General features: G+C 67.3%; 21 protein-coding genes. 5 read left to right on the forward strand and 16 right to left on the reverse strand.

Annotation, left to right across the window (positions count from 1 at the left end; translation table 11 throughout):
• Positions 1-15 precede the first annotated feature (15 nt).
• The 11 genes from gspM to NP552_RS05855 are packed head-to-tail and all read right to left on the reverse strand — an operon-like array spanning position 16 to position 10,018.
• Positions 16-402, reverse strand: a complete 387-nt coding sequence (gene gspM, locus NP552_RS05805; protein WP_054915041.1) for a type II secretion system protein GspM — start codon at positions 400-402, stop codon at positions 16-18.
• Positions 399-1,499 carry a type II secretion system protein GspL gene (locus NP552_RS05810; protein WP_274096546.1) on the reverse strand — a complete coding sequence of 367 codons (1,101 nt, stop codon included), beginning with the start codon at positions 1,497-1,499 and terminating at the stop codon, positions 399-401. Before NP552_RS05810 ends, gspM begins: the two co-directional genes overlap by 4 nt.
• Positions 1,496-2,083, reverse strand: a complete 588-nt coding sequence (locus tag NP552_RS05815) for a prepilin-type N-terminal cleavage/methylation domain-containing protein (protein WP_043860624.1) — start codon at positions 2,081-2,083, stop codon at positions 1,496-1,498. The genes NP552_RS05810 and NP552_RS05815 overlap by 4 nt, the downstream gene beginning before the upstream one ends.
• Complete coding sequence (locus NP552_RS05820; protein ID WP_054915043.1) at positions 2,080-2,448, reverse strand: type II secretion system protein; 369 nt, start codon at positions 2,446-2,448, stop codon at positions 2,080-2,082. The genes NP552_RS05815 and NP552_RS05820 overlap by 4 nt, the downstream gene beginning before the upstream one ends.
• A complete protein-coding gene (gene gspH, locus NP552_RS05825; RefSeq protein ID WP_058541462.1) occupies positions 2,445-2,885 on the reverse strand; it encodes a type II secretion system minor pseudopilin GspH in 441 nt (146 codons plus the stop codon). The genes NP552_RS05820 and gspH overlap by 4 nt, the downstream gene beginning before the upstream one ends.
• A 2-nt stretch (positions 2,886-2,887) precedes the next feature.
• Positions 2,888-3,322, reverse strand: a complete 435-nt coding sequence (gene gspG / locus NP552_RS05830; protein WP_100633059.1) for a type II secretion system major pseudopilin GspG — start codon at positions 3,320-3,322, stop codon at positions 2,888-2,890.
• Positions 3,323-3,335: 13 nt separating this feature from the next.
• Entirely contained in the window at positions 3,336-4,538 is a 1,203-nt protein-coding gene (gene gspF, locus NP552_RS05835) for a type II secretion system inner membrane protein GspF (protein WP_058541460.1), read from the reverse strand.
• Positions 4,539-4,541: 3 nt separating this feature from the next.
• Positions 4,542-5,990, reverse strand: coding sequence for a GspE/PulE family protein (locus NP552_RS05840; RefSeq protein WP_078480108.1), 1,449 nt, complete (start codon positions 5,988-5,990; stop codon positions 4,542-4,544).
• A 5-nt stretch (positions 5,991-5,995) separates the two neighbouring features.
• Positions 5,996-7,951: a type II secretion system secretin GspD gene (gspD, locus tag NP552_RS05845; RefSeq protein WP_274096547.1), complete on the reverse strand. Its 1,956-nt coding sequence runs from the start codon at positions 7,949-7,951 to the stop codon at positions 5,996-5,998.
• 4 nt (positions 7,952-7,955) lie between these two features.
• Positions 7,956-8,378, reverse strand: coding sequence for a pilus assembly protein PilZ (locus NP552_RS05850; protein ID WP_102063792.1), 423 nt, complete (start codon positions 8,376-8,378; stop codon positions 7,956-7,958).
• Positions 8,378-10,018, reverse strand: a complete 1,641-nt coding sequence (locus NP552_RS05855; protein ID WP_058541456.1) for a hypothetical protein — start codon at positions 10,016-10,018, stop codon at positions 8,378-8,380. Before NP552_RS05855 ends, NP552_RS05850 begins: the two co-directional genes overlap by 1 nt.
• A 228-nt stretch (positions 10,019-10,246) precedes the next feature.
• Here NP552_RS05855 and NP552_RS05860 point away from each other — a divergent pair, with 228 nt between their 5' ends.
• A complete protein-coding gene (locus NP552_RS05860) occupies positions 10,247-12,298 on the forward strand; it encodes a PhoX family protein (protein ID WP_043860633.1) in 2,052 nt (683 codons plus the stop codon).
• Positions 12,299-12,319: 21 nt separating this feature from the next.
• Here the strand turns inward: NP552_RS05860 and gspK are convergent, their stop codons facing one another.
• On the reverse strand, positions 12,320-13,285 hold the full coding sequence (gspK, locus tag NP552_RS05865; protein ID WP_088514569.1) for a type II secretion system minor pseudopilin GspK: 966 nt from the start codon (positions 13,283-13,285) through the stop codon (positions 12,320-12,322).
• A gap of 141 nt (positions 13,286-13,426) precedes the next feature.
• On the opposite strand from gspK, the gene tatA reads away from it, so the two are divergent.
• The 3 genes from tatA to tatC are packed head-to-tail and all read left to right on the forward strand — an operon-like array spanning position 13,427 to position 14,669.
• On the forward strand, positions 13,427-13,639 hold the full coding sequence (gene tatA, locus NP552_RS05870) for a twin-arginine translocase TatA/TatE family subunit (protein WP_043860635.1): 213 nt from the start codon (positions 13,427-13,429) through the stop codon (positions 13,637-13,639).
• On the forward strand, positions 13,639-13,926 hold the full coding sequence (gene tatB / locus NP552_RS05875; protein ID WP_078480098.1) for a Sec-independent protein translocase protein TatB: 288 nt from the start codon (positions 13,639-13,641) through the stop codon (positions 13,924-13,926). Before tatA ends, tatB begins: the two co-directional genes overlap by 1 nt.
• Positions 13,923-14,669, forward strand: coding sequence for a twin-arginine translocase subunit TatC (gene tatC / locus NP552_RS05880; protein WP_054915052.1), 747 nt, complete (start codon positions 13,923-13,925; stop codon positions 14,667-14,669). The genes tatB and tatC overlap by 4 nt, the downstream gene beginning before the upstream one ends.
• Positions 14,670-14,768: 99 nt before the next feature.
• Here the strand turns inward: tatC and NP552_RS05885 are convergent, their stop codons facing one another.
• Positions 14,769-15,080, reverse strand: a complete 312-nt coding sequence (locus tag NP552_RS05885) for a Nif3-like dinuclear metal center hexameric protein (protein ID WP_054915053.1) — start codon at positions 15,078-15,080, stop codon at positions 14,769-14,771.
• Positions 15,081-15,082: 2 nt separating this feature from the next.
• Positions 15,083-18,982, reverse strand: a complete 3,900-nt coding sequence (purL, locus tag NP552_RS05890; protein WP_043860639.1) for a phosphoribosylformylglycinamidine synthase — start codon at positions 18,980-18,982, stop codon at positions 15,083-15,085.
• A 236-nt stretch (positions 18,983-19,218) separates the two neighbouring features.
• On the opposite strand from purL, the gene mltF reads away from it, so the two are divergent.
• Positions 19,219-20,679 carry a membrane-bound lytic murein transglycosylase MltF gene (mltF, locus tag NP552_RS05895; protein WP_043860640.1) on the forward strand — a complete coding sequence of 487 codons (1,461 nt, stop codon included), beginning with the start codon at positions 19,219-19,221 and terminating at the stop codon, positions 20,677-20,679.
• 84 nt (positions 20,680-20,763) lie between these two features.
• Here mltF and tadA read toward each other — a convergent pair whose 3' ends face one another.
• Complete coding sequence (gene tadA / locus NP552_RS05900) at positions 20,764-21,246, reverse strand: tRNA adenosine(34) deaminase TadA (protein ID WP_054915054.1); 483 nt, start codon at positions 21,244-21,246, stop codon at positions 20,764-20,766.
• Positions 21,246-22,628, reverse strand: coding sequence for a multicopper oxidase family protein (locus tag NP552_RS05905; protein WP_274096548.1), 1,383 nt, complete (start codon positions 22,626-22,628; stop codon positions 21,246-21,248). The genes tadA and NP552_RS05905 overlap by 1 nt, the downstream gene beginning before the upstream one ends.
• Positions 22,629-22,711 lie beyond the last annotated feature (83 nt).

Consider the following 22,711-nt stretch of genomic DNA (forward strand, 5'->3'; position numbering starts at 1 on the left):
CCAACCTCCTGCGGCTCATCGCGCCAGCACCAGATCGAAACTCAGGCCCGACGGCGCCTGCTCCAGCCCCCATTGAAGCGGCTGAACGCCTTCACGCTGCAAGCTCAGCAACCACGCCTGAAGCCGCCGCTCGTCCTTGACCTGGCCGCGCACCTGCCACCCCGCGTCAACCGGCTGCACGTCGCTGAGCACGAGCTGCTGCGCCGCAGCCGACTGCTGCAATCGCTCCAGCGTCACCTCGGCGCCTGAGTGCATGGCCGTCGCCGAGGCGGCCAGTTCGCGCCACTGCGAAAGCTCGCGCCATTGGCCAAGGCCCTCGCGCACCACCAGGCTCAACAGCAAGAGGGCCACTGCGGTCCAGGCCAGCGGCATCAACCAGCGCCGTGCGGTGACGCTGCTCATGCTCCTGCCCCCAGGTCGAACACCAGTTGCACGGCATCTGCCGTGGCCGGCTGCACCGCCACCTGCGCCCCGGCACTGGCGGCCATGGCAGCCCACGGCGTGTCCGACGGTGCCTGCGCACCCTGCAACTGCAAGGTCCAGCATGTGCCATCAAAGCGCGCACGCTGCAGCCGCCAGCCAGGCTGCGCCGAAAGCCACTGCACCATGGCGCCCTGCAATGCCTCCAGCTGGCGCAGTCGCAGGTTGCGCTCATCCCGCGTCTGGCGCTCGCGCTTGAGCCACTGCGTAGCCTGGCGCGGGGTGCTCAGCGGCCCGGTCACGGCCACCACCTGCGCCTTGTACAGCGTGGCCTGGCGCCACTGCAGGCCGAGCCACAGGGCACACCACACCACACCCAGCACGGCGCAAGCCGTCGCCAAGCGCCGTTGCCCCTGTGCCAGGTGCGGTCGCGCGCGGGGCGTGCGGCGCAGCTCGAACAGGCCGGGCAGACGTTCCAGCGCCGCCAGCGACGCCGGCCACGCGCCCTCGAATGCCTGCACCTGCCTGTCGCACCACACCGACGGCGGGGTTGCCCCCAACGCCGTCGGCCAGGCCAGCCACGCCTGGCGCCGGTCGGCGCCGCAGCTCTTGAACAGGCTAAGGTCCGGGCTGCGTCGCCAGCACCAGGCATCGCCGGGGGCAAGCTCCGGCAGCAGCTGGAACTCCGCCCAGCAGCGCTCGACCTGCAGGCCCCAGCCCTGGCAAGCCTGCAACCAGCCCGCCAGTCGTTGCCGGTCAATCACCGCCAGCTCAAGCCATCCCGAACCTCGCGACACACAACCGACATGGATCGCCTCGGCTGGCTGCAACACGCGATCTTCAAGCAGCAATGGCCACTCTTCACGCTTGAGACCCGGCGGCGCCTGCAAATGGAAGTGCGCGCATTCACTGCCCGGCACCACCAGCGCCACGCGACCGGCACCTTCCGGCGGTTGCCCGTGCCCCGCGCGCAGCACCTCACCGGCCCGCACCTGCAGCCAGCTCCAGCCGGCCTCATCGGGGCGCACCAGCAACCACGACCCAGGCTGGCGCCGTCGCCAGTATCGAATGTCAATCATTGGCTCTCCGGCAGGGCAAACGTACACACATAGGGGGCTCCATCACGCTGGAACTCGAGCCGTACACCACGATCGGGCGCAGCGCGTTCGGCAGAGGGCCAGGCCAGCCAACGGCTGCCCTGGCGAAATTCGAAAACGGGGCTGGACACCCCGGCCAGGCTGTCGCGCAGCACCCAGTGCGGGCGCTCGACGGCATACAGGTCGGCAGAGGTCTCCAACAGCAGGCGTGCATCGCGCCGGTCATAGCGCAGGCGTTGGCGCTGCAAGCGCGAGCCGCCTTCGGCCGCCGGCCACGCCGCCAGCGCCACCCATTGCAGCTGCAACTCGGCAGGCTGCCAGTCCAGCCAGTTCAAGGCCAGGGGCAGGCGCTGCTCGTACAACTGGCGCAGCACCGTGGCGTCGAAGCGGCGCTCCAGCCCGAGGCAGAAGCTCAGCACCGGGCTCGCCTGCGGCGCTTGGTCGAGTCGCTCACGTACGCTCAGCCAGCCATTGACCAGCGCCGCCAGCAGCACGCCCAGTACAGCGGTCAGTGCCAGCGCCACCAGCAGTTCGAGCAGGGTCAGGCCCTGCTGCCTGCGCCTCACGGGCGCACCAGAAACAGGCGGTATTGACCCAGCGGCTCACGTTCATCGCGGTCGGCAAACAGGCGCAGTTCGCCACCGCGCAGGTTGCGCACGCCGGTGGAACCCAGTTGCAACCGCCAGTGGCAGGTGCCCGGCCCCTGACGCAGCTCGCCGCTACTCAGTGCCTGCGCCGGCCAGTACTGCTCCACCACAAAGCGCGCCTGCAGTTCCCGGGCACACAGGCTGCCCAGCCAATGCTGCTGCACGCCCTGCTGCACCACCAGGCGCTGGCGCAGTACCTGGCTGCTGATGATCGCCATGGTCGCGGCGATGCCCAGGGCCACGCTCACTTCGAGCAGAGTGAAACCACGCTGGCGGGCCTTCATGGCACGTTCACCACCTGCAGGCCGGCAGCATGACGCCAGTGCCAGCGCTGCCGGCCCTCGGCCCAGCGCCACTCCAGCCTCACCGGCCGGGCCAGCCCGGAGGGGGTGAACATCACCCGTGGCGTGCTGCCCGCAGGCCAGTCCGGGCGCAGCCCGGCCGGCCACTCGCCCAGCGCCACCGGCTCCACCTGCCACTGGTCGCCCTCGACCAGGCGCACGAACTCGGGCCGCTGCCCGTTCCAGCGCAGGCCGCGCACCTGCCCGCCATGCAGGGCCAGGTCGGCCTGCGCCCGCGACGCCGCGGCCAGGCGCTCCAGGGCCTGGTGCAAAGGCGCCTTGGCACCGTCGAGCGAGGCCACCGCCAGGGCGCTCATCAACCCGGCGATGGCGATCACCACCAGCAGTTCCAGCAGGGTGAAGCCACGCTGGGCCGGCATGCCTAGAGGTCCCAGTTACCGATGTCGGCATCGATCCCCTCGCCGCCCTCCACCCCGTCGGCACCCAGCGAATAGATGTCGATGCGCCCATGCTGCCCCGGCGCCCGGTACTGGTACGGTGTGGCCCACGGATCCTGCGGGAGCCTGCGAATATAGCCATCGGCCCGCCAGGCACGCGGCACCGGCTCGGTCTGCGGCTTGCTCACCAGGGCCGACAGCCCCTGCTCGGCGGTGGGGAAGCGCAGGTTGTCGAGGCGATACATGTCCAGCGCCTGCTCCAGGCTCGACAGGTCGGCCATCACCTTCTGCTTCATGGCCTTGTCCTGGCTGCCCAGCACACTGGGCGCCACCAGCGCGATCAACAGGCCGATGATGAAGATCACCACCATGATTTCCATCAGGGTGAAGCCGTGCTGGCGGGAACGTCGTGTCTGCATGGTAGTGCTCCTATTAAAGTGTGAGGCCCTGGTTGAGCTGCATGATCGGCAACAGCACCGCCAGCACGATGAACAGCACCACCGCGCCCATGACCAGGATCATCAGCGGCTCGAACAACGCCATCACGGTGTCGACCTGACGGGCAAAGCCGCGCTCCTGGTTGTCGGCCACGCGCTCGAGCATGTCGGGCAAGGTGCCGCTGGCCTCGCCGCTGGCGACCATGTTCAGCAGCATCGGCGGGAACTGCCCGCTGGCATCCAGCGCGCGGTGCAGGCTGACGCCGCCTTGCACATCGACCTGCACCCGCTCCAGCGCCAGGCGAATGCGTCGGTTTTCCAGGGTGGCGGTGGCCACCTGCAAGGCTTCGAGCAGCGGTACCCCGCTGCCGACCAGAATCGCCAGGCTGCGCGACAGCCGCGCGCTTTCCAGCACCCGCAGCAGCGCACCCACGCGCGGCAGGCGCAACAGCAGGTCGTCACGGCGCAGGCACCAGTGCGGCCGACGCAGCAGCCGCGCCGCGCCTGCCGCCCCCAGCACCGCGGCGCCCAGCAGCCACGGCCCGGCCAGCAACAGGGCTTCGCTGGCGCCGATCAGCAGGCGCGTGATCAACGGCAGGCTCTGCCCGGAATGGGCGAATTGTTCGGTCAGCCTGGGCACCACGAAGCTCATCAGGCCGACCACCACCGCCAGCGACACCCCCATCAGCACGCACGGGTAGATCAGCGCGGTACGCGCCTTGTGCTGCTGGCGCTGCACCTGCTCAAGGTGGTCGGCCAGGCGTTCCAGCACCTGGGCCAGGCGCCCTGAGCGTTCGCCGGCCTCGACCAGCGCGCAGTACAGCGTTGAAAACACCCCGCCCTGGCGTGCCAGGCTGCGGGCCAGGCCCAGCCCCTCTGCCAGCGCGCCGCGCACCCCCACCAGCAGATTGCGCAGGGCCGGCTCCACCAACTGCCGCTCAAGGGTGGCCAGGGCATCCACCAATGCAATGCCGGCCCCTGTCAGCGTGGCCAGTTGCCGGGTCAGTTCACACAGCTGTGCGCGGCTCACGCGCTGGCGCCGTGGCAACACCTGCGCGTTGCCCTGCACCTGCAACTGGCGCGCGAACAGCCCCTGCTCGCGCAGCAACTGGCGGGCATGGCGCTCGCTTTCGGCCTGCAGGCTGGCCTTGAGGGTGCGCCCGGCGAGGTCAACGGCCTGGTATCGGTAGGTCGGCATGGCTCAGCCCTGCACCGCGCGCAGCACTTCGGCCAGGCTCGTCTGGCCCTGGCGCAGGCACTCGCTGGCCATGCCGGCCAGGCTCTGGCGCCGGCCCTGCAGATGCGCCTGCATGGCCACCTCACTGGCCCCGTCATACAGCAGGCCGATCAGCCCGGCGTCCAGCTCGATGAACTCATACAGCCCCAGCCGGCCGCGATAGCCGCTGCCCTGACACTGCGCGCAGCCCACTGCGTGATAACTGTGCTCAAGCTCGACCAGCTCCGGCCACAACGCCCGCTCGGCCGCCTGCAATGGCTGCGCCACGGCGCAACTGCACAGGCGCCGCACCAGGCGCTGGGCCATGACCCCGCGCAGGCACGAGGCAATCAGAAAAGGCTCCACGCCCATGTCGCGCAGACGCGTCACCGCGCCCACCGCACTGTTGGTGTGCAGGGTCGAAAGCACCAGGTGGCCGGTGAGGCTGGCCTGCACCGCAATCTGCGCGGTTTCGCGGTCGCGGATTTCGCCAAGCATGATCACATCCGGGTCCTGGCGCAGAATCGCGCGCAAACCGCTGGCAAAGGTCAGCCCGGCACGCGGGTTGATGGCGGTCTGGCCGATGCCGGTGATGGCGTACTCCACCGGGTCCTCGACGGTGAGGATATTGCGGCTGCCGTCGTTCAGGCTGTTGAGGCTGGCGTACAGCGTGGTGGTCTTGCCCGAACCGGTCGGGCCGGTGCTCAGCACGATGCCGTTGGGTCGCCCCAGGCAGGCGCGCAGGCCCGCCTCGACGGCACCGGGCATGCCCAGGTTGCCCAGCGAGAGCAGGCTGGCCTGCTTGTCGAGCACGCGCATCACCACTCGCTCGCCGTGGATACCCGGCAGCGTCGAGACACGTACATCGACCTCGCGCCCACCCGAGCGCAGGGTGATGCGCCCGTCCTGGGGCTGGCGCTTCTCGGCGATGTCCAGGCGCGCCATGACCTTGATCCGCGACACCAGCATGGCCGACAGCGCACGTGGCGGGCGCAGCACCTCGCGCAGGTGGCCGTCGACCCGCAGGCGCACCACCAGGCTCTGCTCGAAGGTTTCCACATGGATGTCCGAGGCCTGCTGACGCAGCGCCTCGCCGAACAGCCCGTTGATCAGGCGGATCACCGGGGCTTCGTCATCGCTTTCGAGCAAGTCCTCGACCCGCGGCATCTCGCTGATCAGGCCGTCCAGGTCGACCTGTTCGCCAATGCCCTCGATCAGCGCCGCCGTGGCGTTCTCGCCGGCCTGGTACAACTGGCCCAGGCGCGTGTCGAACTCCCCCGCGTCGAAATGGCACACGGTCTGGGGCGCGCCATACACCCGCAGCAGCTCGTGCAACTGGTCGCTGTCGACATCCGGGCGCAGCCACAGGCTCCAGCCGTCGGCGCCAGGCGCCATGGCCAGCCCGCCCTGGCGCGCCAGGCGATAGGGCAGCAACGGCTTCACCAGGTGCCCTCGTCCAGGCGCTGGCGGCTGGCCGGGAACACCCGCAGCAACTCGCTGCCATCGGCCAGGCTGGGCAGGGCAAGCGGCGTGGTCTGTTGCAGGTTGCGGTATTTTTCGCTGCTGAGGCTGGTCAGGCTGGCCCCGTCACGCAGGATCCGCGGGCGGATGAACACCATCAGGTTCTGCTTCACGCCACGGCTGGCATCGGAGCGGAACAACCGGCCCAGACCGGGGATATCCCCCAGAAACGGCACCTTCTGATGGCTGGAGGTGACCTCGTCGCTGATCAGCCCGCCGAGAATGATCAGGCCGTTGTCCTCGACCATGACCTTGGTCTTGATCTCGCGCTTGTTGGTGATCACGTCGCTGGCCGCAGCGGTGTCGGCAATCGACGAGACCTCCTGCACGATGTCCAGGCGCACGGTGTTGTCACTGTTGATCTGCGGCTTGATGCGCAGTTTTACACCGACCTCCTTGCGCTCGATGGTCTGGTAGGGGTTGGTGTTGTCCTGGGTTACCGAGCCGGTCACGAAGGGCACTTCCTGGCCGACCAGGATCGACGCCTCGGCGTTGTCCAGGGTCAGCAGGGTCGGGGTCGACAGCAGGTTGAAGCCACTGTTGCTCTTGAGTGCATTGACCAGCATGGCGAAGTTGAAGCCGCCGCCGAAGTTGCCGATGCCGGCCGTCACGCCGTTCACGCCCGACAACAGTTTGCCCAGCGCCGCGTTGTCGCCGCTGGCCACGGCCCCGGCAATGCCGGTGATGCTGGCACCGCCGGTACCGAAGTTGACTGCGCCGGCACCGAATTTCTCGTCGGCGAACAGCCACTGCACGCCCAGCTCCTGGGCCCGCGAGTCGGACACTTCGGCGATGATCGCCTCGACCACCACCTGCGCACGGCGGATGTCCAGTTGCTCGACGATGGTGCGGTAGGCCGCCAGCTCGCTGTCGGGCCCGACCATGACCACGGCGTTGGTACCCTCCTCGTATTCCAGGCGAATGCCCGAAAGGTTGACCGGCACGGGCGCCTTGGCGTCCTTGTCAGCTTCGCCCGGCGCAGCGCCGGCATCCTGGCTGAGGCTGCGCAGCACCTTGACCACCTCGCCGGCATTGGCGTGACGCAGGTAGATCACCTGAGTGTTGGAGCTGCGCAATGCGTCGCCGGGGCGGTCCAGCTGCGCCAGCAAGGCACGCACGCGCTCGCGGCTGTCGGCACTGCCGCGCACCAGCAGGGCATTGCTGCGCGGGTCGGCGACCACCTGGGCACTGTCGGCGCCCTGCTCGCGGGCCAGCAGGCGGGTGATCAACTGGCTGGTATCGCTGGCGCTGGCATGGTGCAGCGGCATCACCTGCAGCGGCTCCTCGCTGACCTGATCGAGCTGGCGCAGCAGGCTGTCGATGCGCTCCAGGTTGCTGCGCCAGTCGGTCATCACCAGCAGGTTGGCGGCCGGGTACGGCGTGATCACCCCCACACGGGGGTCGATCAGCGGCTTGAGGATCGCCAGCATCTGTTCGCTGGCGGCGTTGCGCACGTTGAACACCCGGGTGGCGATGCCATCGCTGCCGGCCTGGGCCTTGCGCCCGCTCTCGACGGGCACCGGCTCCAGCCGCGCCGCCTGATCGGGCACGATCTTCACGCTGCCGTTGGGCAGGTCCACTGCAGCAAAGCCCTGGGCCCGCAGCTGGGCCAGGAAGATATCGTAGATCGCCTCGCTGTCGTGACGGTCCACCGTACGTACCGTGACCTTGCCTTTTACCCGCGGGTCGACGATGAACGTGGTCCCGGTGATGCGCGACACGCTGTCGATGAACTCGCCCAGGTCGGTGTCGACGAAATTCACCTCGTACAGCGGTGTACCGTCTTCGTCCGCTACCGCTTCGGGCTCGTCGAACGCCCAGGCCAGGTTGAGCCCCAGGGCCAGTACGCCAGCCACGCAGAATCTTGCGATCATCCCTTCATCCTTGGCGCTTGAAGCCGGTCACGGCGGGCCGTGGCGGCCAGGGCAAGCGCTCGCGCCGCCCCTGGTTGTCGAAAATCAGGCCATCGTCATCGATGTCCTGCAGCACGATGCCCGGTGCCAGGCGCTGGCCGCGAACGTAGGTACGCACCGCCTGCTCGTAGCGCAGCACTACCACTGTGGCGCTGGCGGGCACGGCCTTGAGGCCGCCCAGGTAATGCACGGGCAAGCGCGTGAGCGGCAGCGCGTCACTGGCCGGCGGCGCCTGCCAATGCCCGACCAGCAGGCCGGGCAGCTCAGCCGGTTGGGCCTCTGCGGCCGGCGCCGGCAGCGGCTCGCGGGCGGCCAGCAGCACGCACTGCGCAGCCAGCCAGCCGGCCAGGCTCAACAGCACGCCGTCGAGCACGCGGCCCGGGCTGATCAACTGGCCAGCCCGCGCGGGTGCCAGCCAGGGTGGCCCTGGACGTAACGCACCTGCGGCAGGGCCAGCGGCGGCAATTGCCAGCCCGGTGGCTGCTGCACCAGCCATGCTTCCACCCGCTGCCACAGTGGCTCGCCGGCGTCGCTGTCGAATTGCAGGCCGAAGGTGCGGCACTGGCCATCCTGTACGGCTACCCCGGAGACCCGTTTGCCGCCCGGGCTGTAGCTGACCTGCCAGGGCGCGCTAAACCAGCGCGGCAAATCCTGGCTGTTGTCGAGCAGCAGCGGCGTGCCGAACAGTTGCTCGGCAGCGTTTTCCAGCACCTGCTGTACCTGGCGTGCCGGCACCTGCACCACCGGGGCCGGGTAGCTGCCGGTGAGGCTGATCAGGTGTTCGCGGGTGATCGGCTGGCCGGCCGCCAGCGGGCTGTCGTAGCGCAGCCCCGGCAACAGCACCGGTGCCCCGCTGTCATCGGCCAGCGCCTGGTGCAGCAGGTTGTCCCAGCTGCCGCCACGGGTATCGCGTCGCCACAGGTTTTGCGGTGCCTGCGCCAGGGGTTGGTCGAGCCAGGCGGCATGCCCGGCGCGCTGTTGCTGCAACTGCGCGCGCAACGGCTCGACCCGCGCTCGGGCAGCCGGCGTGAGGCGGTGCTCGAAAGCGGGATGAAACTGCGCGGTGAACTGCCAGCGCCCGTCGCGATGCAGGCAGTTCACCGCGAACACGCCGCTGGCACGGTTGCCGGCCAGCAGCACCGGCACCTGCTTGCCGCTGGCCTGCAGTACCGAGACAGGCTGCGGCCACAGGTCCTGGCCACGGGCGCACAGCAGCAGGTCGGCATCGCTCAGACGCTCGGCCAGCCACAGCCCGGGGCCGGTGCCCACGTCCGCCAGGGCGATCACCAGGTCCGCCGCCTGGCGTGCCTGTTCGAAGGCCGGCAGCAGCGCCTGATACCACTGTTTGAGGGATGCGTTCTGGTCGCGGGCGTACGGGTCGGTAATGCCGACCACCGCCACCCGCACGCCGCCGCGGTGCAGCACAGTGAAGGCCGGCGTGCCCAGGGCCTGGGCGCGTTCGGGGGCCAGCCCCGCACCAAGCACGGCCTGACCGTACTGGCGATACAGGCCGGCGCACTGGCGCGGCCACAGCACCCGCTCATCGCTGCTCACGCGTACCTCGCTGCCCAGCATCCGGCTGCCCTGCACGCCACTGGCGCCCTGGGTCAGGTAGGCCAGGCCACTGCCGTTCCAGCCCTGGCCATTTTCCAGGGTCAGGCAGTTGCCCCGCCCCGCCGCCTCGCGCAGCTGTTCGAGCAGGGCACCCAACACCGCATACCCGCCGGTCTGTACGCCTTCGGCAAGGCTGGCGTCGAGCAGCGGGTTGAGCTCGGCACGCCCCTGGCGGGCATTGATACCGCTCATCCACGGTGCCTGGCCAAGGTGGCTCACCGGCCCCAGGCGCGTCGCCGGCACCACGGGCATGCCGGGCTGGCGCGCATCCAGGGTGTCGGCGAAATACAGCAGCTCCACCGTGCCGGCCTCTGCCGTCGACGGTGTGGCCAGGCTGGAACAGGCGGTCAGCAGCGGCGCCATTGCGCCAACGCCCATCCAGCCCAACACATCGCGTCTGTACATGCTCGCCATCTACTCCATCGCCCTCGGGCTGATCAACTGTCGCAGCGGATAGTGCGGCGAGGGGATTACAGTTTGATGGCAGTTATTCGACAGGGCGTACAAAACCCCATCCAAATCAAATGGTAAGGATTCATTTCCTTAAAGGTCTGTTCACAAAACTGCCAATCAATCATCACACTCGCTCTCTACAGTGCCGGTTTCCGTAGAAGCCACTTCACCCAACAAGGATATGAAGAGATGAGTCGAGACACCGGCGACAACCTGGACCGCAACACCAGTGGCAACCTGCCAATGGCGACTGTCCTGGATGCCTACCTGAGCCGCCGCAGCGTGGTGCGCGGCAGCCTCGGTGCCGCGATCGCGATGATTGCAGGGACAGGCCTGAGCGGCTGCTTCGACAGCGGCGGGGGCTCGAGCCACAAGCCGACCCCTCCGGTGGAACCCGAGAAACCGAAACTCAAGCTGGGCTTCAACTCCATCGCCGGTTCGCGCACCGACGCCTGCGTGGTCGCCGACGGCTACAGCGCCTACGTGCTGGCACCCTGGGGTACACCGCTGAACAGCGCGGGCAACCCGTGGAAAAGCGACGGCACCAACACTGCCGCCGACCAGGCCAACGCCATGGGCATGCACCATGACGGCATGCATTTCTTCCCCATCAACGGCAGCTCCGACGACGGCCTGCTGGCGATCAACTTCGAGTACATCGATGCCGACGCCCTGCACCCGGCCGGCCCGACCGTGGACGGCAGCGGCAAGCGCCCGGCCGAGGAAGTGCGCAAGGAAATCAACGCCCACGGTGCCGGCGTGGTGCGCCTGAGCAAGGTCAACGGACGCTGGCAAGTGGTCGACAACGACCCGCTCAACCGCCGCTTCACCACCGCCACGCTGATGGACCTGGCCGGCCCGCTGCGCGGCAGCGACCACGTCAAGACCGTGTTCTCCAACACCGGTACCCAAGCCCGCGGCACCAACAACAACTGTGGCAATGGCTTCACCCCGTGGGGCACCTACCTCACCTGCGAAGAGAACTGGCCAGGAATTTTCGTCAACACCAGCGGCGCCGTGCCGGACGATCAGCGCCGCATCGGGGTGAGCACCAGCAAGGGCAACTACGCCTGGGAAAGTGCTGCCGGCGATGCCAGCGAAGTGGACGGCGAGTTCACCCGGTTCATTCTTGACCCCACCGGCGCGACGGCCACCGACGACTACCGCAACGAAGCCAGCACCTACGGCTACATCGTCGAGATCGACCCCTATGACGCCAGCACCCGTGCGGTCAAGCGCACCGCCCTGGGGCGTTTCCGCCATGAAGGCTGCTGCCCGGCGCTGCCGGTAGCCGGCAAGCCGGTGGTGTTCTACATGGGCGACGACTCCAACAACGAGTACCTCTACAAGTTCGTCTCCACCGCCCTGTGGGACACCGCCGACGCCAACCCGAGCAACCGCCTGGCTACCGGTGCCAAGTACATGGACGACGGCAAACTGTACGTGGCGCGCTTCGACGCCGACGGCAGCGGCCACTGGCTGTTGCTGGACGTCGCCACCACCACCAAGGCCGGCACCACCCTGGGCGCGCTGTACACCGACCTGCCGGGCATCATCCTCAACACCCGTGGCGCCGCCGATGCCCTGGGCGCAACGCCTATGGACCGTCCGGAGTGGACCACGGTCAACCCGCTCAACGGCGACGTGTACCTGACCCTGACCAACAACAGCAAGCGCACCCCGGCCACTGTCGACAACGCCAACCCGCGCGGGCCGAACAAGCATGGCCACATCATCCGCTGGCACGACAGCGACGACCACCTGACCTTTACCTGGGACATCTTCGTGTTCGGCGCCAACGCCGCCGGCAGCGCCGACATCAACCGCTCGGGGCTGACCGAACTCAACCAGTTCGCCAGCCCCGACGGGATGAGCTTCGATAGCCGCGGCATCCTGTGGTTCCAGACCGACAACGGCGAATCGACCCTGACCGACTACACCAACGACCAGATGCTGGCGGTGATCCCCACCGACCTGGTCGATGCCAGCGGCAAGCAGGTGCCGATCAATGCCCAGAACCAGGTCGACCTGCGCCGCTTCTTCGTCGGCCCCAACGGCTGCGAGGTGACTGGCATCGCCTTCACGCCGGACAACAAGTCGATCTTCGTCAACATCCAGCACCCGGAGAACTGGCCGTCGACCGACGTCGCAACCTCCGTCACCCCCGCCGGCACCACCGTGCGCCCACGCGCCTCGACAGTGGTGATCCAGCGCAACGATGGCGGTGAAATCGGCGTCTAGACCCGACCGGCACCGCTGCCCTTACCAGGGCAGCGGTTCGCGCCGGGTTACCCGCACCTGCTGCACCGGCACCAGGGCATGCCACTGCACCACGCCACGGGCATGTACCTGGTACTGGCTGCGCAGCACGTGAGCGTCCTGCTCGATCTCCAGCTGCAACAGAAAGTCCCCGCTGTTGAGCAACAACCCCTCACTCAAGCGTTCGAAGGTCGCATCGTCCAGCGCACCGAGTGCCTGGCGCAAGGCGCCGGCATCCCGGTAGCCGGTGGCCGGGCGTGCAGTGACCACCCGGCTCAGCAGTGAGCGGCTCATCTTTCCCTCATACAGCGCCTCCAGCAACGGCAACTGTTCAAGGCTCAGCGCATTCGCATTGAGCCGCCAGTGCGTGGTTTCGGGCAACGCACACAGCTGCGGGTAACGGGCCTGGCGTTGCGGGTCGGGGCCCAGCAGCAGGTTCAACTCGCTCATGTCCAGCATCAGCTGGTTGGCCGCCAGGCGCGGCGGCGACTGGCGCAGGTAATGATCGTTCTCGGCGCCCTCGCGACGCGCCTGGTGATCGCTGTCGATCCAGTCGGCCAGGGCCTGGGCCAGCTGGGCGGCGGCCATGTCGCCGCCCAGCAGGTACTGCAGTTGGCGTTCGGCACGCTCGGCATCCTCGCCCACCAGGCTGTTGACGTTGAAACAGGTGTGCAGGTCGCGGATGCGCAGGGTCGCCGAACCGCCGTCGAACGCATACGGCAGCGCCTGGCCACGCAGCGCCTGCCAGAACAGCGGGCTGGCACGCCAACTGGGGTCTTGCAGGGCCTGCTCGGCAAAGGCCAGCCCGGCCCGCTCCAGCCCGCGCGCCTGCACGCGCTGCTGCACCAGGCGCACCGCATCGACCTGGGCGCGCCCCTCCTGTACCAGCCATGCCAGGCCACCGGCGATCATCGCCAGCACCACCAGCACCATCAGCAATGCCGCGCCCTGCTGTCGCTTGCCACCCATCGTCACGCTACCTCTGCCAAAGAGCGGCCAGTCAACACGGCGGATGTTTCAGGCGCATGGCAAAGGCGTTGCCCGTCACCTTTGCGTCATAAAGCGCAGGCAGGATAAACCCTTCTTTTTCATGACCTTGGAGTGCTTCACATGGGCGGTATCGGGATCTGGCAACTGGTTATCGTGTTGATGATCGTGTTCATGCTGTTCGGCACCAAGCGCCTCAAGGGCCTGGGCGCGGACGTGGGCGAGGCGATCCAGGGCTTTCGCAAATCCATGGGCAACGGCCCGCAGGCCGACACCCCGGACGCCCCTGCCCCGGTGCAGCAGGTACAGCAGGGGCAACCGGAACAACGCAGCTGATGTTCGAGATCGGCTTTACCGAGCTGCTGCTGGTGGGCGTGGTGGCGCTGCTGGTGCTGGGCCCCGAACGCCTGCCGGTGGCGATGCGCACCGTGGGGCGTGGCGTGGGCCAGGCCAGGCGTGCCATGGGGGCGCTGCGTGCACAGGTGGAGCGTGAGCTCGACACCCAGGCACTGACCCAGGAGCTGGATGCCGAGCCACTGCGGCGTCTGGAACAGGAACTGCGCCAGGGCGTGAACCTGCAGGCGCAGCCGACCCCGACTTCGACCAATGGACCCTGCCCATGACTGATACCCAAGCGGGCATGCCCCTGACTGCCCACCTGACCGAACTGCGGCGGCGCCTGGTGCGCTGCCTGCTGGCCGTCACGCTGGTGTTCCTGGGTTTGTTCCCGTTCGCCCAGACCCTCTATACCGCCGTATCCGAACCCTTGCGCCGTTACCTGCCCGAAGGCGCGAGCATGATCGCGACCAGCGTGACGTCGCCGTTCCTGGCGCCCTTCAAGCTGACCCTGATGGCTGCGCTGTTCGTCGCCATGCCGGTGCTGCTGCACCAGGTGTGGGGGTTCGTGGCACCGGGGATGTACCGCAAGGAACGGCGTATCGCCTTGCCATTGCTGGTATCGAGCATCGTGCTGTTCTATGCCGGCATGGCCTTCGCGTTCTTCGTGGTGTTTCCGATGATGTTCGGTTTTTTCGCCAGCGTGACCCCGGCCGGGGTGTCGATGATGACCGACATCAGCCTGTACCTGGACTTCATCCTGGCGCTGTTTCTGGCGTTCGGGCTGGCGTTCGAGATACCGGTGGCCACCTTCATCGTGGTGTGGGCGGGGGTGACGGATGTGGCGACACTGCGCAAGAGCCGGCCTTACGTGATCGTCGGATGCTTTGTGGTGGGCATGCTGCTGACCCCGCCGGACGTGTTTTCACAGACCTTGCTGGCGGTGCCGATGTGGATACTGTTTGAAGTGGGGTTGCTGGCGTGTGCGGGGGTGCAGCGCAAGCAGGAACAGACGATGGAGGTTGCCTGATCGGACCTCTTCACCGGCAAGGCCGGCGCCTACAGGGTGTTGCGTCGCACATGAACCCTGTAGGAGCCGGCCTTGCCGGCGAAGAGGCAGACCTGCCAATCAGAAATCAGCGAGCTGCCAGACCTCGTAGGCCGGGGTCTCGTAGGGGTGGCTCGCCTTCAGGGCCGCGACTACCGGCCCCACCAGCGCATCGTCCACCACCAGCTCGACCCGCCACTCCTCGACCTGCTCGACCACCCCGCTCTGCCCGATGAACGGCTGGCTGCCGCTCAACGGACGGAACTGGCCCTGGCCAAGCACCTGCCACGCACAGCTGTCGTAGGCGCCGATGCGTCCGCCACCGGCGGCGAACACTGCGGCCTTGACCTGCTCCACATGGCTGGGCGGCACGAAGAAGGCGAGTTTGAACACCCTCAGTTCACCCAGGCCCGCGCGTTGCGGAACATGCGCATCCAGGCGGCGTCTTCGTTCCAGTCATCCGGGCGCCACGAGTTCTGCACCGCACGGAATACCCGCTCAGGGTGCGGCATCATGATGGTGACGCGCCCGTCGCGGCTGGTCAGGCCGGTGATCCCGCGCGGCGAACCGTTCGGGTTGGCCGGGTAGGTCTCGGTGACCTTGCCGTGGTTGTCGACGAAACGCAGGGCCACGCAACCGGACAGGTCGGCTTCCAGCAATGCCTCTTCGCTGGCGAACTCGGCATGCCCTTCACCGTGCGCGATGGCGATCGGCATGCGCGAACCGGCCATGCCCTGCAGGAAGATCGAGTTGGACTCCTGCACCTGGACCATCGCCACGCGCGCCTCGAACTGCTCGGAGCGGTTGCGCACGAAGTGCGGCCAGAACTCGCTGCCCGGGATCAGCTCGTGCAGGTTGGACATCATCTGGCAACCGTTGCACACACCCAGGGTGAAGCTGTCGCTACGCTCGAAGAAGCCCTGGAAGGCGTCGCGGGCGCGGCTGTTGAACAGCGCCGACTTGGCCCAGCCTTCACCGGCACCCAGCACGTCACCGTAGGAGAAGCCGCCGCAGGCAACCATGCCCTTGAACTCGTTCAGGTCGACGCGACCGGCGAGGATATCGCTCATGTGCACGTCGATGGCGTTGAAGCCGGCACGGTCGAACGCCGCAGCCATTTCCACCTGGCCGTTGACGCCCTGCTCGCGCAGTACCGCCACCTGTGGGCGAATACCCTTCTTGATGTAAGGCGCCGCGATGTCGTGGTTGACGTCGAAGCCCAGCTTGACGCTCAGGCCCGGGTTGTCTTCCTCGAGCAGGCCGTCGAACTCCTGGTCGGCGCAGTCGGCGTTGTCGCGCAGGCGCTGGATCTGGTAGCTGGTCTCGGCCCACTGGCGCTGCAGCAGGCGGCGGTCGCCGGTGAACAGCACTTCGCCGTTCAGGCTGATGGCCACGTCGGCACAATTGACCGGCTTGCCGATCACCGCCACGCAGTCTTCGCCAAGGCCGGCGGCGCTGAACTGGGCCAGCACGTCCGGGGTGGCGTCCTGGCGCACCTGGATCACCGCACCCAGCTCTTCGTTGAAGAGGATGGCCGCGACTTTCTCGCGCTTGCCGGTCAGGGTGTCCAGTTCCAGGTTCAGCCCGCAATGGCCGGCGAAGGCCATTTCCAGCGCAGTGGCCAGCAGGCCGCCGTCGGAGCGGTCGTGGTAGGCCAGCAGGTGACCGTCGGCGTTCAGGCCCTGGATCACCGCGAAGAACGCCTTGAGGTCTTCGGCGTCGTCGACGTCCGGTGCCTGGCTGGCGAGTTTGCCGTGGGTCTGGGCCAGGATCGAGGCGCCCATGCGGTTCTGGCCGCGACCCAGGTCGATCAGGATCAGGTCGGTTTCGCCCTTGTCCATGCGCAGTTGCGGGGTCAGGGTCTTGCGGATGTCGGTAACCGGGGCAAAGCCGGTCACGATCAGCGACATCGGCGAGGTCACGGTCTTCTCGCGACCTTCATCTTCCCAGCGGGTCTTCATGGACATCGAGTCCTTGCCCACCGGAATGGTCAGGCCCAGCTCGGGGCACAGTTCCATGCCCACGGCCTTGACCGCGTCGTACAGGCGCGCGTCTTCACCGGGGTGGCCGGCAGCCGACATCCAGTTGGCCGACAGCTTGATGTCGGACAGCTTGCCGATGCGCGAGGCCGCCATGTTGGTCAGGGTCTCGCCGATCGCCATGCGCCCGGACGCCTGGGCGTCGAGCAGGGCCAGCGGGGTGCGCTCGCCCATGGCCATGGCTTCGCCGGTGTACACGTCGAAGCTGGTGGCGGTGACGGCCACGTCGGCCACCGGGACCTGCCATGGACCGACCATCTGGTCGCGGGCGACCAGGCCGGTGATGGTGCGGTCACCGATGGTGATCAGGAAGTTCTTGCTGGCCACGGCCGGGTGGCGCAGCACGCGCTGTACCGAGTCGGCGAGGTCCAGGGTGCTCGGGTCGAAATCGTCGCCCAGCTCGGCTTCGCGGCTGACCGAACGGTGCATGCGCGGGGCCTTGCCCAGCAGCACTTCCAGCGGCATGTCCACCGGGCTGTTGCCGAAGTGGCTGTCGGTGACGGTCAGTTGCGGTTCGGCAGTGGCTTCGCCGACCACTGCGAACGGGCAGCGCTCGCGTTCGCAGATGGCGGTGAAACGCTCCAGGTCCTTGGCGTCGACCGCCAGCACGTAGCGTTCCTGGGACTCGTTGCTCCAGATTTCCAGCGGCGCCATGCCCGGCTCGTCGTTGGGCACGTTGCGCAGCTCGAAACGACCGCCACGGCCGCCGTCGTTGACCAGCTCGGGGAAGGCGTTGGACAGGCCGCCCGCGCCGACGTCATGGATGAACGCGATGGGGTTGGCATCGCCCAGCTGCCAGCAGCGGTCGATGACCTCCTGGCAGCGGCGTTCCATTTCAGGGTTTTCGCGCTGTACCGAGGCGAAATCGAGGTCGGCAGAGCTGGCGCCGGTGGCCATCGACGAGGCAGCACCGCCGCCCAGGCCGATCAGCATGGCCGGGCCGCCGAGCACGATCAGCTTGGCGCCGACGGTGATCTCGCCCTTCTGCACATGGCCTTCGCGGATGTTGCCCATGCCGCCGGCGAGCATGATCGGCTTGTGGTAGCCGCGCACTTCTTCGCCATGGGGGGTGTTGATCGACTGCTCGAAGGTACGGAAGTAACCGGTCAGTGCCGGGCGCCCGAATTCATTGTTGAACGCCGCGCCGCCCAGCGGGCCTTCGATCATGATGTCCAGCGCGGTGACGATGCGCTCCGGCTTGCCGTAGGGCTTTTCCCAAGGCTGTTCGAAGCCCGGGATCTGCAGGTTGGACACGGTGAAGCCGGTCAGGCCGGCCTTGGGCTTGGCGCCGCGACCGGTGGCACCTTCGTCGCGGATCTCGCCGCCGGAACCGGTAGAGGCCCCCGGGAACGGCGCGATGGCGGTCGGGTGGTTGTGGGTCTCGACCTTCATCAGGATGTGCACCGGCTCCTGCACCGCGCCGTACTGGCGGGTTTCAGGGTTCGGGAAGAAGCGCCCGGCGGTGGAACCGACGATCACCGAGGCGTTGTCCTTGTAAGCGGACAGCACGCCTTCGCTGTGCATCTGGTACGTGTTCTTGATCATGCCGAACAGGCTTTTTTCCTGGCTCTGGCCGTCGATATCCCAACTGGCGTTGAAGATCTTGTGGCGGCAGTGCTCGGAGTTGGCCTGGGCGAACATCATCAGTTCGATGTCGTGCGGGTTGCGCTTGAGGCCCTGGAAGCTGGTGACCAGGTAGTCGATCTCGTCTTCGGCCAGGGCCAGGCCCAGCTCGACGTTGGCTTTTTCCAGCGCGGCGCGGCCACCGCCGAGGATGTCGACGGCGGTCAGCGGCTTGGGTTCGGCATGGCTGAACAGGCCGGCGGCCTCTTCGAGCCTGCCCAGCACGATCTGGGTCATGCGGTCGTGCAGCAGCTCGGCGACGGCGGCCACATCGGCCTCGCTCAGTTCACCGCCGACATAGAAGGCAGTACCGCGCTCCAGGCGCTTGACGTTCTCCAGGCCGCAGTTGTGGGCGATGTCGCTGGCCTTGCTCGACCAGGGCGAGATGGTGCCGAAACGCGGCATGACCAGGAACAGGCGACCGCTGGGCTCCTGTACCGGCACGCTCGGGCCGTACTTGAGCAGGCGCGCGAGCACATGCTGTTGGTCGGCACTCAGCTCGCCGTCAACCTCGGCGAAATGGGCGAATTCAGCGTACAAACCACTAACAGCGGGGACTTTCTGGCTCAGTTGCTCGAGTAATTTACCGTGGCGAAAGGCAGAAAGGGCAGGAGCGCCGCGCAGGATCAACATCGTCGGGACAGCCTCAGGAAGGGGGTGTGCTTAGAGGCCGTGCATTCTAGCCTAAACCGCCGCCGACGGCACCCGAAACGCTGCATCGGCGACAGGCCGAATGTCGGCAAGCCGACAAGAGTGCTTCACGAGATGACAAAAACCCGTCCCGACGCGGTTTTATCGGGCTGTGCTAGCAGACAAGCCGGATGTTGTCGAGATATGGCGCGGCAGGTCCTTTGCGTATACTGCACCCTATGTTTGCCCAGACTGCTTTGCGCCAGCGTTGTGCCAAATGGCTCATCGCAACCGGACTCTTCCTGATGCTCGGTGCCTGTGTTGAAAAACCCAGCACCCTGGAGCGTGTCAAGGAGGACGGCGTGCTGCGCGTGATCACCCGCAACAGCCCGGCCACCTACTTCCAGGACCGCAACGGCGAAACCGGCTTCGAGTACGAGCTGGTCCAGCGCTTTGCCGACGACCTGGGCGTGAAGCTGCAGATCGAGACCGCCGACAACCTCGACGACCTGTTCAACCAGCTCGGCCAGCCGAACGGCCCGGTGCTGGCGGCAGCGGGCCTGGTAAGCAGCGAGCAGCGCAAGCAGCAGGTACGTTTTTCCCACCCGTATCTCGAAGTCACCCCGCAGATCATCTACCGCAACGGCAAGCCCCGCCCCACCGACGCCGGCGACCTGGTCGGCAAGCGCATTCTGGTACTCAAGGGCAGCAGCCATGCCGAACAGCTGGCAGAGCTGAAAAAACAGTACCCGGCCCTGCAATATGAAGAGTCCGACCAGGTCGAGGTGGTCGACCTGCTGCGCATGGTCGACGAGGGCCAGATCGACCTGACCCTGGTCGACTCCAACGAAGTGGCGATGAACCAGGTGTACTTCCCCAACGTGCGGGTCGCCTTCGACCTGGGCGACGGGCGCGACCAGCGCTGGGCGGTGGCGGCCGGCGAAGACAACAGCCTGCTCAACGAAATCAACGAATTCATCGACAAGGTGCACAAGAACGGCACCCTGCAACGGCTCAAGGACCGCTACTACGGCCACGTGGACGTGCTCGGCTATGTCGGCGCCTACACCTTCGCCCAGCACCTGCAGCAGCGCCTGCCGCGCTACGAGAACCACTTCAAGACCTCGGCCAAGAAGGAACAGGTGGACTGGCGCCTGCTGGCGGCGATCGGTTACCAGGAGTCGATGTGGCAGGCCGAGGTCACCTCCAAGACCGGCGTGCGCGGGCTGATGATGCTGACTCAGCGCACCGCCCAGGCCATGGGCGTGTCCAACCGGCTCGACCCGCGCCAGAGCATCGAGGGCGGGGCCAAGTATTTCATGCATGTGAAGAAGGAGCTCGATGACGACATCGAGGAGCCGGACCGCACCTGGTTTGCCCTGGCCGCCTACAACGTGGGCAGCGGCCACCTGGACGATGCACGCAAGCTGGCCAAGCGCGAGGGGCTGAACCCGAACAAGTGGCTGGACGTGAAGAAGATGCTGCCGCGCCTGTCGCAGAAGCAGTGGTACAGCAAGACCCGCTACGGCTATGCCCGTGGCGGCGAGCCGGTGCATTTCGTGGCCAACATCCGGCGCTACTACGACATCCTGACCTGGGTGACCCAGCCGCAGCTGGAGGGCAGCCAGGTGGCCGAAGGCAACCTGCATGTGCCGGGGGTCAACAAGACCAAGCCGGCCGACGCTTCGCCGCCGCTCTAGTTTGCAGCGCCTGTATCGCGGGCCAAGCCCGCTCCCGCAACAACGGGGGAGCGGGCTTGACCCGCGATGGTCACACCACGGTTATCAGGCCTTGGCCCGCCGAGCCCTGAAGAACTCGGTCAGAATCGCCCCGCACTCCTCGGCCAGCACCCCGCCCTCGAACAGCACCCGGTGGTTCAGAAACCCCTGGGTAAAGAATTGCCCCTGGCTCTGCACGATCCCTGCCTTGGGCTCCAGGGCCCCGAACACCACGCGGTTGACCCGCGAATGCACGATCAGCCCGGCGCACATGCTGCACGGCTCCAGCGTCACATACAGCGTGCTGCCCGGCAGCCGGTAGTTGCTGGCCGCCTGCGCCGCCGCGCGAATGGCCACCATTTCGGCGTGCGCGCTGGGGTCGCTGCCGCTGATCGGGCAGTTGAAGCCCTGCCCGATCACCTCGCCGTGCTGCACCAGCACCGCGCCCACCGGCACCTCGCCCAATGCAGCCCCCTGCGCCGCCAGCTCCAGCGCCAGGCGCATGAAGTGCTGGTCGCGGCTGCGGTCGATGATCTGCGGCTGACGCATCACGCCACCTCGATGGCGGCCATCAGGCCGGTTTCCATGTGATCGATCACGTGGCAATGGAACATCCAGGTGCCGGGGTTATCCGCCACCAGCGCCACCTGCGCCCGCTCGTTCTTGCCCAGCAGGTAGGTGTCGGTGAAGTACTGCTCCGGGATCTTGTGGCGATTGGAGCTGAGCACCTTGAAACTCATGCCGTGCAGGTGGATCGGGTGCTGGTACTGGGTCATGTTCTTGAGCTCGAAGATGTAGCTCTTGCCCTTCTTCAAGGTGGCGATCGGCCGGTCGGAACAGGTCTTGTCGGTGATGTCCCAGGCCTGCCCGTTGATCTGCCACAGGCTTGGCGGCTTGCCGTTCTCGGTATTGACCGACACCGAGCCTACCCACTCGAAATTGAAGTTGATCTTCTCGGCGTTGGCCAGGTCCGGCTCGGCGATGGGGTTGGCCGGCAGCGCCGGTGGCCAGTCGCCCGGTGCCTCGCTGCTGGCCACCGAACGCAGGGTGCCCAGGCGCACCGAGCCGTCGCGCAGCGACAGCTCCTCACCGGCTGCCGGCATGCGGATGGCCAGGCAGATGCGCATGCCGGGGCCCAGCCAGTAGTCCTTGCCCAATGGGCGCGGGGTGATCGGGTTGCCATCCAGCGCATAGATACGCGCCTCGAAGTCGCCCTTGAGGTTGATGCGGTAGGTCAGGGTGTTGTCCAGGTTCAGCAGGCGCACCCGCACGATCTGCCCGGCGGGCATTTCCACCACCGCGTCGGGCTCCCCGTTGATGGTGATCAGGCGCCCTGCGGTGCCGCCACGGGCCGCTTCGCGCGGCACGCTGAACTCGACGAAGTTGCCCTGCTCGTCCACGTGCCAGTTCTTCAGGCTCAGCGTGCGCTCGTGCTTGAAACCGGTGGGCTCGCGCTCCTCCACGATCAGCGGGCCGACCAGGCCGCGGCCCAGCTCTTCGCTGCTGTTGACGTGGGGGTGGTACCAGAAGCTGCCGGCATCCGGCACGCGGAACTTGTAGTCGAAGTACTCGCCCGGCAGCACCGGCAGCTGCGACACGTAGGGCACGCCGTCCATTTCCAGCGGCAGGCGGATACCGTGCCAGTGGATGGTGGTGGCCACCGGCAGGTGGTTGATGAACCGCACCCGCAGCCACTGCCCCTGGCGCACCCGTAGCTCGGTGCCCGGCGCGGACGGGCCGAACGCCCAGGCCTGGGTGGTGTGCCCGGCCACCAGCTCGACGTCCAGCGGCGCGGCGATCAGTTCATAGTCATGCCCGGCCTGCTCGTCCTCGACCTTGCCCATCCAGTAACGTGCGGCGCCCCCGGCGCCCAGGCCAACCACCACCAGGCCAGTCAGCCCCTTGAGCATTTGTCGACGGGTAAAGGACATCGGAACAGGCACCTCGTATCGCGAAAACAGCCTGCCAGCCATGACCGGGCTGGCGGTAAGGGCGAATACGATACACCTGCATT

This window comes from Pseudomonas sp. 8209 (assembly GCF_028682105.1).
Classification (GTDB): Bacteria; Pseudomonadota; Gammaproteobacteria; order Pseudomonadales; family Pseudomonadaceae; genus Aquipseudomonas; species Aquipseudomonas palmensis.